We start from the raw sequence: 13,486 nt of genomic DNA on the forward strand, positions 1-13,486 counted from the left end.
TACCGATTTGGTTTGAATTGATTGAAGCAGGAATTGTAAAAACTGTGCCAATATACGTATCAACCCGGGAGGCATGGTCACATTGAGCATAAACACTTATTAAAAATGATTCTACATTTTAGAAGCACGTAGCATTTCTATGTGCCGAATCCGTTTGTTTAACTTTTGTTCGACTAATTTTACCTTACAATTTACAGGCACCAGATGAACCGTATATCTCAGTTTCAATTCAGTACATTTCAGGGTAAATTACAGGGAGAGTTTTATTTTGATGACTCGCCACTTCATGCTGCACAAAAGGCCATTTATGCCACTGATGCATCTGTGTATCAGGAAATGCCCATGGCCGTTGCGTTGCCTTGCAATGTGGAAGACCTTCGTTTGCTGATCGCCTTTGCCAATGAACAGAAACTGACATTGATCCCCCGTGCCGCGGGTACTTCACTGGCCGGACAGGTAGTTGGAAACGGAATTGTAGTGGATATATCCAAGCATTTTGGTAAGATTCTGGAAGTAAATCAGGAAGAAAAATGGGTGAGGGTACAGCCAGGTGTTATTCGTGACGATCTGAACAAAAATCTCGCACAGTATGGTCTGCTCTTCGGTCCGGAAACTTCGACCGCCAGTCGTGCGATGATCGGCGGGATGATTGGGAATAATTCCTGCGGTCTGCATTCAATCACCTGGGGTAGCACCCGCGATCATCTGCTGGAAGTGAAAGCGTTGTTAGCGGATGGTTCAGAAGTCGTCTTTAAAAACAATTCGGTAGCAGATTACATCAAAGCTGTCTCTGCAAGAGATACCACCGGAAAGCGCGAGCAGGCCATTCTGGCTGGAATGTGGGGAATGCTGTCAAATCCGATAGATCAGGAACTGATCAAAAAGAAGTTTGCAAAGCCTACAGTCACACGTAGAAATTCCGGTTATGCGCTGGACGCCCTTGTTGCTAATTTTGAAAAGGGAGATATTAATTTATGTAACCTGATAGCCGGCTCGGAAGGAACGCTCTGTTTTGTTACAGAAGCCAAAATCAGTTTGGTAGAGGCAATGCCGCCGGCTGTTGGAGTCGTTTGTGTCCATGCCAGTTCTCTGGCAGAATCGCTTCATGCCAATCGCATTGCGATGAAGTACCAGCCGAAAGCTTCGGAGCTGGTCGACAGGTACATCATGGATTTTACAAAAAATCATACGGTCTATTCTCAGAACCGGTTTTTCATCGAAGGCGATCCTGCTGCTTTGCTGATGGTTGAATTTTGGGGAGAGCATGAGGACATTGTAAAAGTTCAGGCTGAAGCACTGGTAGAAGAACTGAAGTCTGAAAATTTGGGATACGCCTATCCATTGCTGTTTGGAGAAGCTGCTGCAAAGGCGTGGGATATCCGTAAGGCAGGATTGGGACTGATCAGGAATTTGCCCGGAGATACGCAGCCTGTAAACCTGATCGAAGACTGTGCTGTAGCTGTAGAAGACTTGCCGGAATATATCGCTGATCTGGAAAATTTACTGTCGTCGCATCAGTTACAGGCCTCTTACTATGCACATGCCGGTGCGGGTGAGTTGCACGTAGAGCCGATGATCAATCTTAAGACCTCGGAAGGGAAACAAAAGTTTCGTGACGTACTGGCTGATACAGCCAAACTGGTAAAAAAATATAACGGAGCGTTGTCGGGTGAACATGGGGATGGCAGGTTAAGGGGAGAGTTTATTCCTTTTATGATGGGCGAGGAAGTGTATGAAATGTTCAGGCAAGTAAAAAGAATCTGGGATCCGAAAGGCATTTTTAATGCTAACAAGATTGTTGATACGCCTCCTATGAATGAGTTTCTGCGCTATAAAGCGGACGAGGCTGCTCCGGCTATTCCCACTCATTTTGACTTTTCGCGACAGGAAGGCATGTTACGGATGGCTGAGAAATGCAGTGGATCGGGAGACTGCCGTAAGACGGAATTGACAGGAGGAACCATGTGCCCGAGCTATATGGCAACGCGAAGCGAGCGGGACACCACGCGCGCACGTGCCAATATGCTGCGCAGGTATCTGACAGAAGATACGAGAAAATCTACATCGCCGGAAATGGTGAAAGAGGTTCTGGATTTGTGTTTGTCATGCAAAGGTTGTAAGTCTGAGTGCCCTTCCAGTGTGGATGTGGGTAAAATGAAAGCTGAATTTACCCAGCAATATTATGAGCAATTTGGTGTGCCCCGAAGAAGTAAACTGATCGCTAATTTCTCAAAACAAATGAAGCTTGCCTCAATGGCACCGTGGGCCTTCAATGGAATTTTCGGAAACGCGGCACTGCGCAAGATAGCCAACAAAATGGTTGGTTTCCATCCTGACAGATCTATGCCGCATTTGGACAGTGTTACACTTAAAAGCTGGTATACCAAACGAACTTCCCCAAGCCCTAAGCCCCATGCGCGTAAGGTCTATCTTTTTTGTGACGAGTTTACCAATTACAACGATGCTGAAATAGGGAAAAAGGCTGTTCAACTATTGGAAAAGCTGGGATATGAGGTCATTATTCCGAAACATGTAGAGTCAGGGCGTTCGTATTTATCTAAAGGGTTTGTGAAGGAAGCAAAGAATCTGGCGATTCAGAATGTGAATTTATTCAAAGATCTGATTACAGGTGATGCACCTCTTGTAGGTATTGAACCCTCTGCAATTTTGTCGTTCAGGGATGAATATAGGGATCTTGTACCTGAGGACTTAAGAGAGAGTGCAGCTCTGATTTCCCGAAATGCGCTGCTTTTTGAAGAATTTATTGCGAGAGAGACGGACGCGAAGCGCATCAACCGGACTTCTTTCAGAACCGATAAAAGGCTGATTAAACTGCACGGGCACTGCCATCAAAAGGCATTATCTACATTAACTGCATCAAAAAAAGCATTATCGCTGCCTGAGAATTATCAGGTTCAACTGATTCCTTCGGGATGTTGTGGAATGGCAGGATCTTTCGGATATGAAGAAGAACATTACGAAGTATCCATGAAAATCGGAGAATTGGTGTTGTTTCCAACGGTGCGGCAGCAACCCGAAGAAGTCATCATTGCTGCTCCCGGAACCAGCTGCCGTCACCAGATTAAAGATGGAACAGGACGCGTTTCATTACATCCTGTAGAAATATTGTGGGAAGCGTTGCTCCCCTAAAATATGTGTTGGCCTATTTGGTTCCCCGTACACTTTGCATGATCGTATCAGCCTTTACGTTGCCCACCGTGTCTGAGGCAACAGTGTCGGCTGGTGCGGTGGTTTGAGCAGGTGTTTCGGATTCGTTGAAATTTTCATCGTGGTTAAAAAAACCTCCCCAAAAAGCGATCAGCATCAGTACAACACCTACTCCCAAAATCCATTTCCAGACATTTTTTGTGTTTTTGGTTGCTCTGGCTTCTTTATCTGTTTCTTGCCTGTTCATGACGTTATTGATTTAGTTCTGCCAGCAACGCTACCATTTTTGTACCAAGGTGGATTCCGAATAATCACGAATCAGTTTTATAAGATTGTGTTGATAAAATTTCCCTTTACGAAGTATTTCAAGACAGGTATACTAAAATTGTTTCGATTGAAGTTACCTTATGGGTCTGTTGCGGCAGGCTGATAATTTTGGATACAAATTGAAAAACCGGATTTATGAAATATTGTTTGACATTACTGTTGTTCGTTTTTACACTGGTTGTCTCTGACAGTCAGGCTCAAAACAATAACAGAAGTTTTTTTTCGATCACAGGAGGATATAGCTTGCCAGTGGGTGAACTGGCGCGTGAAAGGCTCGATGACCCCTTTGCCGGGCTCACAGGAGCAGGTTATTACGGTCAGGTGAATTATGATTTTCGAATAGCCAGATGGTTTGGATTGAAGATTTCGGGAAGCATGAATCAGAATAAAACCAAACCTGAGCCAATTATTGAACGGGCAAACGTATCCGTAGAGCAAATTAAGCCGTTGATCAATGAGACATCCGCTCATAGCTGGCAGTCCAGTGTTTCCAAATGGAAGTTTAATGCTGTCATGATTGGGCCGGCCTTGTACATTAATTTGAATAAAGTACAACTGGAAGCGCACGTTCAGGGAGGTTATGTACAGGTTACTTCGCCTTCTGTGAATATGACAGGAGCCTTTGAGTCAGGACAGAACAACATGACCGTGGCACTTCGCCCGGCGTCAACCAGCGATTTGGGAGTTGGAGCAGGGGCAAGTCTAAGAATTCCGCTTGGGAATACGCTTTATTTCCATATGTCCGGAGATTTTCTTGCTACCGAAGCAGAGTTAAAGGATGTTGCAATCAGCGTGAAAGTTGGCAATTATCCTGAGCTGGGCGTCCCGATCAATGAAAAGCGATTTGTAGGAGTTGCCAATGTGGGCGTAGGATTTGGAATCATGTTCTGAGATAGAAACGAATTTTTTTCTGAACGGAATGGCGGAAGCTGTTCCGTTTTTTTATTTTCAGACTACCGGAAATGCGGCTTAAATGTGTTGAAGGGGAATTTTTATATTGGAATGAATGATGGAAAAGCACAGAGTTATACGTTCATACTGCTTTTCGGACTCATGATGGATGATACGGCGTTTGAATTGTTATATTTGCAGAATTAAAGAAAGTGGCTCACAGCAACTTGTTTCTCATTCTGCGAAAATTCGAATATAATTTTAGATGAAGGTTCTCAAATTTGGCGGCACATCTGTCGGTACTGTTGATAGTATAAAAACTGTAATTGACATTCTTGAAAATAACATTGCGAACGGTGAAAAGATAGCTGTTGTGTTTTCTGCAATGGGGGGCGTCACGAATCGCCTGATCGAAATCGGGAAAATGGCTGCTGCCGGGAATACGGAATATATTGAATTTTTAAAAGTCGTAGAGGAACGTCATTTCGCGGTAGTACGGGGAATGATCAATGTGAAAAATCAGAGCAGTACGTTTGCTGCTGTACGTGGACTTTTCAACGAATTGGGTGATATTCTTCGCGGTGTATCCTGGATTCGCGAGCTTTCTGAAAGAACCCTTGATCTCATTATGAGCTTCGGTGAAAGGTTGTCGACACTGGTGATTTCAGAGATATTAAAAAGCAGAGGCGTCGACGCTGAGTTCTGTGATGCCCGTACTATTATTCACACCAATGCGACGTATGGTATGGGTGATGTGGATTTCGAGGTTACGAACCGACAAATTCTTGAATATTTTGCAAAAACTACATCGTTGCAGTGCGTGACTGGCTTTATCGCATCAACGACTGACAGTGTAACTACAACTCTCGGACGTGGTGGTTCGGATTACACGGCGTCCATTATCGGTGCGGCTATTGATGCGACTGTCATTGAAATATGGACAGATGTGGATGGCATGATGACGGCGGATCCACGCAAAGTCGCTAATGCTTTCACGATCCCGTCTATTTCCTATGCCGAGGCGATGGAATTGTCACACTTTGGTGCAAAAGTGATTTATCCTCCGAGTTTGCAACCGGCTTTTGCGAAGAATATTCCGTTGAAAGTGTTGAATACGTTCAATACTGATTTCATCGGGACATTTGTACAGAAGGGTGCAGAGAAAAAAGATTACGCGATTACAGGTATCTCCTCCATAGACGAGATTGCCCTAGTGAATATTCAGGGAAGCGGGATGATTGGTGTGGCTGGTATTTCCGGTCGTTTGTTTACGGCTTTATCGGTCAATGACATCAGTGTAATATTGATATCGCAAGCCTCTTCTGAACATTCTATATGTTTTTCAATTGATCCTAAAAATGCACAACGTGCACGGGAAGTACTTGAAAAGGAATTTTCTCATGAAATCGCATTAGGCTACATCGATGGCATTTCTATTGAGAAAAATCTCTCCATTATTGCGATCGTGGGTGAGGGCATGAAGAAAAGTACAGGGGTTTCGGGTAAGCTGTTCTCTGTACTTGGTAAGAACGGTATCAACGTGGTGGCAACCGCCCAGGGTTCTTCTGAGCTCAATATTTCTGTGGTGATTTCCAAGGGGGATTTATCCAAAGCGCTTAATTCAATTCACGGCGTTTTCTTCCAGTCGGAGACTCGATCGCTCAATTTGTTCATTGTGGGTGTGGGGCTGATAGGTGCGACACTATTGGAGCAGATCAAAAATCAGACTCAATATTTGCGGGACGAAAAACTGCTCAATCTGAATATTGCAGGGCTTTCGAATACGAAAAAAATGCTTCTGGATCCGGACGGTATCAGTACGGAACAATGGAGAGACCGTATCAGCGACGAAGGCGTGAAGACAAGTTTGCCGGCTTTTGTTCAGCGCATGATTGAGCTTAACCTGCCAAACAGTGTTTTCGTAGATTGTACTTCCGACAAGGATATTGTACAGTATTACAATATGTTGCTGGAAGCAAGTATATCGGTGGTAACACCTAATAAAGTGGCTAACTCTGGCTTGTATGCAGAGTACACTGCTTTGAAAAGAACAGCTTTGAAAAGAGGCGTGAAGTTTCTGTATGAAACTAACGTAGGAGCTGGTCTTCCGATCATCAATACTATTCAGGGGTTGATGTCCAGTGGTGATAAATTCCTTAAAATTGAAGCGATTCTCTCCGGAACGCTCTCCTATATTTTTAACTCATTTGGACCGGGGATTCGGTTTGCAGATGTTGTAAAAGAAGCGAAGGCGAAAGGTTTTACGGAACCGGACCCGAGAGAGGATTTAAGCGGAGCTGATGTAGCACGAAAAATCCTGATCCTCGCGCGTGAGGTTGGTGTGCCTTTAGAAGCGACTGATGTACATGTTGCACAGCTTTTGCCGGATAACTGTCTTGCTGCGCCTACTGTGGAGAATTTCTTCGAAGAGCTTATTGTATCGGATGACTATTTTGCCAAACTGCAGGCAGATGCTGAAGCGCAGGGAGAAAAACTGAGGTATATCGCCACCCTGGAGAACGGCAAAGCTGTGGTGGAATTGAGAACGGTTGATGCGTCTCATCCATTCTATACGCTTTCAGGAAGTGATAACATCGTATCATTTACTACTGAGCGCTATAAAGATCGTCCTTTGGTGATCAAAGGGCCAGGTGCAGGTGCTGAAGTGACGGCATCCGGTGTTTTTGCAGATATTATGAGTATCAGTAGTTATCTGGGATAGCGAAGTAAATATTGGTAAATTTACCAAAATGATTTAAAGCTATGAGCAACAGGAAGATACCAGATTCGGTTGCAAAACTAACCGAGGAATTTGTTAGAGAGATCAGCGAACTTTATCAGGAAAGACTGGATAAAGTTATACTGTTTGGCTCTTATGCGAGAGGTGAGCAGACCGAGGATTCAGACATAGATTATTTGGTCGTATTGAATGATCATGAGATAAGACCTTATACTGAGATAAGCAATATGTCGGAGATTACATTTGGCTTGTCTTTAAAATATGCTGTTTCTGTTTCGGCCATTCCGACAACAAGCTCAAAATTAGAAGCTAAGCTGACACCACTAATGAGCAATGTCTATCTGGATGGGATTGAAATATGAATAAACATTCAATTGATGACATTATAGGAAAAGCGATTAATTGCCTGGATGATTCCCGCGATTTAATGGAGCGTAAAAGATTTGATGCCAGTTTAAATCGGTCATATTACACAATGTTTCATTGTATTCAGGCATTACTCTCATCAATAAATGTTGTTTCCAAATCTCATAAAGGAGCTCAGAACTCTTTTCATAAGGATTTTATCTTAAATGGATTGCTGTCAAGAGACCTTGGTATTGCCTTAAAAAGAACTTTTGAAAAACGTCAGTTTAGTGATTACGATTACGATGATATTTTTCCCGAGGAAGCACTTCAATCATTAAATGATGCCGAACTTTTTCTTAACGAAACGGTCCTCTATTTAAAAGAAAATAGTTTTTTACAGTGAATTATATAAAAGCTTTTGCCCCCGCAACGGTAGCCAATGTGGCTTGCGGATTTGATATTTTTGGCTTTGCGATACAGGAGCCAGGTGACACTGTTGAAATCCGAAGAAGAGATGAGCCGGGTATTGTCATTGCTGATATCACCGGAGACGAAGGAAGACTACCCAGATCTGCTGAGAAAAATGCAGTGACTGTCGTAATGCTTCATTTGTTGAAGCATTTGGGTAGGACGGATTTTGGTTGTGAAGTGGTTTTGCATAAAAACATGCCTCTGGGAAGTGGTATGGGATCCAGTGCAGCCAGTGCGGTTGCAGGTGTGGTAGCGTTGAACGAATTGCTGGGAAGTCCGCTTTCAAGAAAAGATTTACTCCCTTTCGCAATGGAAGGAGAGCGCATTGCTTCCGGTTCTGCTCATGCTGATAATGTCGGGCCCTCATTATTGGGAGGATTTGTCGTGATCCGGAGTTACACACCATTGGATATATTTTCAGTACCTGTGCCGGAGGATTTGTACTGTACTTTGGTGCATCCTGACATTGAAATCAATACGAAAGATGCACGCTATATTCTTCGCAATGAAGTGTCGCTGAAGAATACCATTGCGCAGATGGGGAACGTGGCTGGATTGGTAACGGGCTTGATGAAGTCGGATTATGAACTCATCAGCCGGTCGATGGTGGATGTCATTATTGAACCTGTACGTTCTATATTGATTCCTTCATTTAATGAAGTGAAAAAAGCTGCTATTGACAATGGCGCGTTAGGTTGCAGTATATCAGGTTCCGGTCCATCTATGTTTGCACTTTCAAGAGGTATAGAAAATGCAACGAAGGCAGGCGAGGCGATGGTGAGAACATTTGCGGAGGTGGGTATAGATGCAACGATGCATCTGTCGGGAATCAATGATGGTGGAGCCAGAGTGCTGGAATCATACTGAGAGTAGCGTAAGTTTTTGAATTTTGATGAACTTTCTTAAATAACAAGGACGTTAATCATATGCAATCATAAAAATGAACAGGGTATGGTAACTGTAAGCGAAGCAGCCAAAACTAAGATAGTAGAATTAAGAAACGCAGAAGGTCATCAGGACGATTATCAGATCCGCGTTGGTGTTTTGGGAGGCGGATGTTCCGGTCTTACCTATAATCTGGAGTTCAACTCGGATTCAAAACCAACAGATATGATTTTTGAAGATAAAGGAGTGAAAATCATTGTTGATAAGAAAAGCCTGCTTTATCTGGCCGGGACTATACTTGAATTTTCAGATGGGCTGAACGGAAAAGGTTTTCAATTCATCAATCCAAATGCAACAAGGACCTGCGGTTGCGGAGAGAGCTTCGCAGTTTAAGATCTTAAAAATATTTATTAAACGAAACGCGCCATGAATTTCATGGCGCGTTTCGTTTATATGGTAGAATCAGGTTAATTTGCGTGGCTGAAAAGTCAGTAAATAACATCCATAAAAACGTATTTATCACTATACGCAATTTTCAATAATAAGAATTTGATGAAACCAACACTTTTAATTCTGGCCGCAGGAATGGGTAGCCGTTATGGCGGTATCAAACAACTTGATCAGTTCGGCCCTAATGGCGAGACGATTATCGATTATTCTTTGTTTGATGCTATTCGTGCGGGTTTTGGCAAGGTAGTTTTTATTGTCCGTGAAGAAATTCGCGAAAGTTCGGAAGCACTTTTTGCTCCTAAACTAAAAGGTAAAATTGATTTCGATTTTGCAATTCAGGGTATACAATCCTATGTTCCGGAGGATCTGGGAAAGGTAGAGCGAGTGAAACCATGGGGAACGGGTCATGCTACACTTTGTGCGTGGGAGCAAACAGATACTCCTTTTGCAGTAATCAACGCTGATGATTTTTATGGAAGAGAGGCATTTCAAACGATGGCTGATTTCCTGACCAATGACAAAAATGAGAATCAGCATGCAATGATTGGCTATGAACTGAAACGTACACTTTCAGAAAACGGAACAGTTTCAAGAGGGGTATGTATTGAAAGAGAAGATCACAATCTCGAATCGGTAGTAGAGCGGACTAAAATATTTGAAAAAGACGGTACAATCTATTTTGAAGAAGATGACCAGTTGACGGAACTGGCTCCTGAAACACCGGTTTCCATGAACTTCTGGGGCTTTAAGCCATCCATGTTTCCAATTACGAAGGACCTGTTTGAGGTGTATGCAAGAGAAAATCTGAATACGCCGAAAGCGGAGTTTTATATCCCGACAGTGATGTCTCATATTATTAAAAGCGGACTGGGTGACTGCCGCGTATTCCGCAGTCAGTCTGACTGGTTTGGCGTAACCTATCCTGAGGATAAACCAACTGTACAAGCTGCATTGACTCCTTTGCATGAGAATGGGGTTTATCCTGCTAAGCTTTGGGAGTAGTTATTTTTTGATCAGGGCGTTCCGGTCTGAACAGCGATCGCTGGTCTGCACGGAAGAATTAGGTAGTGTTGCTTTTGAACGTTGCGTAATTACCGTTCAGCCTGACTTCGTCATGCAGACCGGGTCGCGTAATGTTACCTATTATCAAGTCTCCGTCTCATCACAACATTCCCAACTTGTGATGAGATGAACTTTGAAATACACAAAGTCTACCACGTTTACAATCGTGGTAATCAGCGCCAAATCATTTTCTTTGATGACAATGACTATCTCTTATTTATTCGTAAAATGAGAGAACAGATTTTGCCGGTAAGCAATCTATTGGCATGGTGTCTAATGCCAAATCACTTTCATTTGATGATTCATGTAACTGAGAAGGGATGTCAAAATCGTATTTCAGGAACCAATGAAATATCAGAACTGAGTTACAGATTAGGTATTTTATTGAGTAGTTACACCACTACCACTGTGATCAATAATAGCAGAGGGATCAGTGGCAGTTTATTTCAGAAAAGAACAAAGTCAAAGCTGATTCATGATCAGGAATATATGGTGAGGTGCATGCACTACATTCATCAGAATCCTTTCGTTGCGGGTTTATCAGAGAACAAATTGGAACATTGGAAATATTCTTCCTTTCCTGATTATGCTGGATTCAGGAAAGGAAGTCTCTGTAATAAAAACCTATTGTTTGAATTGACAGATTACGATGCACACAGCTTTATGAAGGATAGTTATGATGTGCTTGGGGGTGATGTGGTTAAGTTGTTTTATTAAAACGCAACTGCGCAATCCGGTCTGAACACCGATAGCTGGTCTGCACGGAAAATTAAGCAATGTGCAATTACCGTTCAGCCTGACTTCGTCATGCAGACCGGGTCGCGCAGGCCGGGTCATTTCTGAACCAAAGCCTCCATCATCCTCTCCGCTAAAAACTTATTGCCATCGTCTGTCAGGTGAACGCGGTCTGAAGTCAGGATTCCTTTTTCTTTATTCTCAGGATTATTTTTCAGGAGGTAGTCGCCAAAAGCCTTTCTCAGATCGCAAACCTGTACATTATTTTTTGTCGCAATGTCTCTGATTAGTTTTGAATAGTAGTTCAAATCTCCATCCTGCGCGTTCGAATTATCGTTTCTCTCTCCTATGACTGTCGGTGTACAAACAATCACCCGAATATTCTGTGCCTTCATTTTACGAATCAGCGCATCATAAAACTTAACATACTTGTCAGCATCCGTTCCCGTACCGTGAGACGTTTTATGCCATACGTCATTGATACCTACATAAATAAAAACCACATCCGGTTTTTTTGAAAGAACATCATCTTCTAGTCTCAGGTAGAGATCGTATACTTTATTGCCCCCTATACCGGCACCGGCAAGTTCGTATTGAGCCGATTTTCCATTTGCTTTCAGCATTTCTGTCATTTTGGTAATATAACCAGTGGGGCCGACTCCCGCTTGTGTGATAGAATCACCGAAGAAAATGACTTTAAGTGGTTTATCCTGACGCATAGCAAGTAAAGGAAGTGCTATTAGTGCGATCTGAATCAGCTTATAAAAGCGTTGCATAAAAATGTGAGTTTAGTTTTTGAAAAAAGACGTATGCTATGAAAAGTTACCCTGAGTGAATATGAATAGATGAAATGTGGCTTAATTGCTTATCGGACGAATGGTGCGATGGTCGGGGAGGTATGAGACAGTGAAATGCCTGCCCGGATGCAGATGCTCTGCCTCCTGTTCCGACAAATCAAAAATGTGCATTTTATAGTTGATCAGCGCATGTATCCGAACTGCTTCGTGCAAACTGGTCCGGGACAGAACCTCGCCGTGTAGTACAAGGTCCTTGTTATTGTGCTGCTCTTTAATGTAAACGTCTGCCGGCGTGCCGAAGCTGTCAAGCTTTCCTTCCTTAAGTATTGCAACATGATCTGCCAGCCGAAAAATTTCGCTCAGATCGTGCGTTACAATAATCATTGTGAAGCCGAACTTTTGATGGAATTTTAAAAGTAACTCCTGCAAATTTTCCCGCATGGAAGCGTCCAAAGCCGAAAGTGGTTCGTCAAGCAATAGCACGTCGGGTTTGCGAACCAGCGCTCTTGCCAAGGCTACCCGCTGTTGTTGTCCTCCGGATAATTGAAATGGCTTCCGATTTGCCAGTTCTTTTAATCCGACAGCGAAGAGTAATTCATGAATAATTCCGGTATCTCCGCCTTTCGGTAAAGCAAATAAGAGATTTTCTTCTACCGTAAGATGTGGAAAAAGCGCGTAATCCTGAAAAACAAAACCTATACTCCTATTCTGAACTGGAATATTCACCCGACTCTCCGTATTCAGCCATTCCGATTCCTTAAATCCTATATATCCTGTATCGGGCTTTGTAAGACCTGCTATTTGTCTGAGTAACGTTGTTTTTCCTGATCCTGATGGTCCGGTAACAGCCAGAATACTTCCGATTGGAAAAGAGATGGCTACTTCCATTGGCAAAATACCACTGGCGGTATGCAAGCTGTGAGTGATATCAATTTCAAGCAGTTCTTCGGACACCTCGCAATCGGTTGTTAATGGAGTAAACAATAAGCAGAATAACAAATGTGATCAGAAATAAAACAAGTGCATACTGGTTGGCAACATCGTAATGTAATGCTTCCACTTCATTATAGATGGCTACAGAGGCTACCCTGGTCACCCCCGGGATATTGCCTCCGATCATCAATACGACTCCGAATTCTCCGACCGTGTGGGCAAAAGTGAGTACAAAGGCGGTAAGTATTGCAGGTTTGCAGTTGGGCAAAAGCACTTTCAAAAAGGTTTCCAGTTCGCCCTTTCCCAAAGTATAAGAAGCTTCCCTTAATGACTCCGGTAAGGATTGGAAACCAGCCCGTAGTGGATAAACCATGAAAGGCAAGCTATAAATGATGGATGCGATTACAAGACCGGGAAAAGAAAAAACCAACCGCAACCCGATTGTATCTTCAATGAAGGAGCCAAACCAATAGGAGGGACTGAAAGCCAGAAGTAAATAAAAACCAATCACGGATGGGGGAAGAACCAGCGGCATTCCGATCAAAGCTTCTATGATTCCCCGTGCCCTGAATTTTCCGAATGTAAGCCAATAAGCCACAGGCAGTGCCACAATCAGCAATATTGCCGATGTTATAGTTGCCAGTTTAAAAGTGAGCAATAAAGGCTGCCAATCCATTTT

The 13,486-nt window shown here is 43.1% G+C and carries 13 protein-coding genes; 9 read left to right on the top strand and 4 right to left on the bottom strand.

Annotation, left to right across the window (positions count from 1 at the left end; all coding sequences use genetic code 11):
- Positions 1-204: 204 nt before the first annotated feature.
- The gene (locus DSL64_RS20495; protein ID WP_115832806.1) at positions 205-3,150 is read left to right on the top strand and encodes an FAD-binding and (Fe-S)-binding domain-containing protein; all 2,946 of its coding nucleotides are present in this window, start codon (positions 205-207) and stop codon (positions 3,148-3,150) included.
- 13 nt (positions 3,151-3,163) lie between these two features.
- On the opposite strand, the gene DSL64_RS20500 is transcribed toward DSL64_RS20495, so the two are convergent.
- The gene (locus DSL64_RS20500; RefSeq protein ID WP_115832807.1) at positions 3,164-3,415 is read right to left on the bottom strand and encodes a hypothetical protein; all 252 of its coding nucleotides are present in this window, start codon (positions 3,413-3,415) and stop codon (positions 3,164-3,166) included.
- Between the two features lie 215 nt (positions 3,416-3,630).
- Between DSL64_RS20500 and DSL64_RS20505 the strand changes: the two genes are divergently transcribed.
- From DSL64_RS20505 to DSL64_RS20540, 8 genes are all read left to right on the top strand, one after another.
- Positions 3,631-4,386, top strand: coding sequence for a hypothetical protein (locus DSL64_RS20505; RefSeq protein ID WP_199539457.1), 756 nt, complete (start codon positions 3,631-3,633; stop codon positions 4,384-4,386).
- Positions 4,387-4,651: 265 nt separating this feature from the next.
- A complete protein-coding gene (gene thrA / locus DSL64_RS20510; protein WP_115832808.1) occupies positions 4,652-7,108 on the top strand; it encodes a bifunctional aspartate kinase/homoserine dehydrogenase I in 2,457 nt (818 codons plus the stop codon).
- Between the two features lie 41 nt (positions 7,109-7,149).
- Entirely contained in the window at positions 7,150-7,488 is a 339-nt protein-coding gene (locus tag DSL64_RS20515) for a nucleotidyltransferase domain-containing protein (protein WP_115832809.1), read from the top strand.
- The gene (locus tag DSL64_RS20520; RefSeq protein WP_115832810.1) at positions 7,485-7,877 is read left to right on the top strand and encodes a HEPN domain-containing protein; all 393 of its coding nucleotides are present in this window, start codon (positions 7,485-7,487) and stop codon (positions 7,875-7,877) included. The genes DSL64_RS20515 and DSL64_RS20520 overlap by 4 nt, the downstream gene beginning before the upstream one ends.
- Entirely contained in the window at positions 7,874-8,812 is a 939-nt protein-coding gene (locus DSL64_RS20525) for a homoserine kinase (protein WP_115832811.1), read from the top strand. Before DSL64_RS20520 ends, DSL64_RS20525 begins: the two co-directional genes overlap by 4 nt.
- A gap of 84 nt (positions 8,813-8,896) precedes the next feature.
- Positions 8,897-9,223: a HesB/IscA family protein gene (locus DSL64_RS20530; protein WP_115832812.1), complete on the top strand. Its 327-nt coding sequence runs from the start codon at positions 8,897-8,899 to the stop codon at positions 9,221-9,223.
- Between the two features lie 159 nt (positions 9,224-9,382).
- Positions 9,383-10,282, top strand: coding sequence for a nucleotidyltransferase family protein (locus DSL64_RS20535; RefSeq protein ID WP_115832813.1), 900 nt, complete (start codon positions 9,383-9,385; stop codon positions 10,280-10,282).
- Positions 10,283-10,468: 186 nt separating this feature from the next.
- Positions 10,469-11,059, top strand: a complete 591-nt coding sequence (locus DSL64_RS20540; protein WP_147300391.1) for a transposase — start codon at positions 10,469-10,471, stop codon at positions 11,057-11,059.
- Between the two features lie 116 nt (positions 11,060-11,175).
- On the opposite strand, the gene DSL64_RS20545 is transcribed toward DSL64_RS20540, so the two are convergent.
- The 3 genes from DSL64_RS20545 to modB all read right to left on the bottom strand — a co-directional run bounded on the left by DSL64_RS20545 (position 11,176) and on the right by modB (position 13,483).
- Positions 11,176-11,853, bottom strand: coding sequence for an SGNH/GDSL hydrolase family protein (locus DSL64_RS20545; protein WP_115832815.1), 678 nt, complete (start codon positions 11,851-11,853; stop codon positions 11,176-11,178).
- A gap of 81 nt (positions 11,854-11,934) precedes the next feature.
- The gene (locus DSL64_RS20550; RefSeq protein WP_115832816.1) at positions 11,935-12,828 is read right to left on the bottom strand and encodes a sulfate/molybdate ABC transporter ATP-binding protein; all 894 of its coding nucleotides are present in this window, start codon (positions 12,826-12,828) and stop codon (positions 11,935-11,937) included.
- A complete protein-coding gene (modB, locus tag DSL64_RS20555; protein ID WP_115832817.1) occupies positions 12,809-13,483 on the bottom strand; it encodes a molybdate ABC transporter permease subunit in 675 nt (224 codons plus the stop codon). Before modB ends, DSL64_RS20550 begins: the two co-directional genes overlap by 20 nt.
- Between the last annotated feature and the right edge of the window lie 3 nt (positions 13,484-13,486).

The organism is Dyadobacter luteus (assembly GCF_003383615.1).
Taxonomy (GTDB): domain Bacteria; phylum Bacteroidota; class Bacteroidia; order Cytophagales; family Spirosomataceae; genus Dyadobacter; species Dyadobacter luteus.

What these genes read in the sequence shown, in the direction of transcription:
- DSL64_RS20495 (WP_115832806.1), top strand. Translation starts at nt 205, where the DNA reads ATGAACCGTATATCTCAGTTTCAATTCAGTACATTTCAGGGTAAATTA.
- DSL64_RS20500 (WP_115832807.1), bottom strand. Translation starts at nt 3,415, where the DNA reads ATGAACAGGCAAGAAACAGATAAAGAAGCCAGAGCAACCAAAAACACA.
- DSL64_RS20505 (WP_199539457.1), top strand. Translation starts at nt 3,631, where the DNA reads ATGAAATATTGTTTGACATTACTGTTGTTCGTTTTTACACTGGTTGTC.
- thrA (WP_115832808.1), top strand. Translation starts at nt 4,652, where the DNA reads ATGAAGGTTCTCAAATTTGGCGGCACATCTGTCGGTACTGTTGATAGT.
- DSL64_RS20515 (WP_115832809.1), top strand. Translation starts at nt 7,150, where the DNA reads ATGAGCAACAGGAAGATACCAGATTCGGTTGCAAAACTAACCGAGGAA.
- DSL64_RS20520 (WP_115832810.1), top strand. Translation starts at nt 7,485, where the DNA reads ATGAATAAACATTCAATTGATGACATTATAGGAAAAGCGATTAATTGC.
- DSL64_RS20530 (WP_115832812.1), top strand. Translation starts at nt 8,897, where the DNA reads ATGGTAACTGTAAGCGAAGCAGCCAAAACTAAGATAGTAGAATTAAGA.
- DSL64_RS20535 (WP_115832813.1), top strand. Translation starts at nt 9,383, where the DNA reads ATGAAACCAACACTTTTAATTCTGGCCGCAGGAATGGGTAGCCGTTAT.
- DSL64_RS20540 (WP_147300391.1), top strand. Translation starts at nt 10,469, where the DNA reads ATGAACTTTGAAATACACAAAGTCTACCACGTTTACAATCGTGGTAAT.
- DSL64_RS20545 (WP_115832815.1), bottom strand. Translation starts at nt 11,853, where the DNA reads ATGCAACGCTTTTATAAGCTGATTCAGATCGCACTAATAGCACTTCCT.
- modB (WP_115832817.1), bottom strand. Translation starts at nt 13,483, where the DNA reads ATGGATTGGCAGCCTTTATTGCTCACTTTTAAACTGGCAACTATAACA.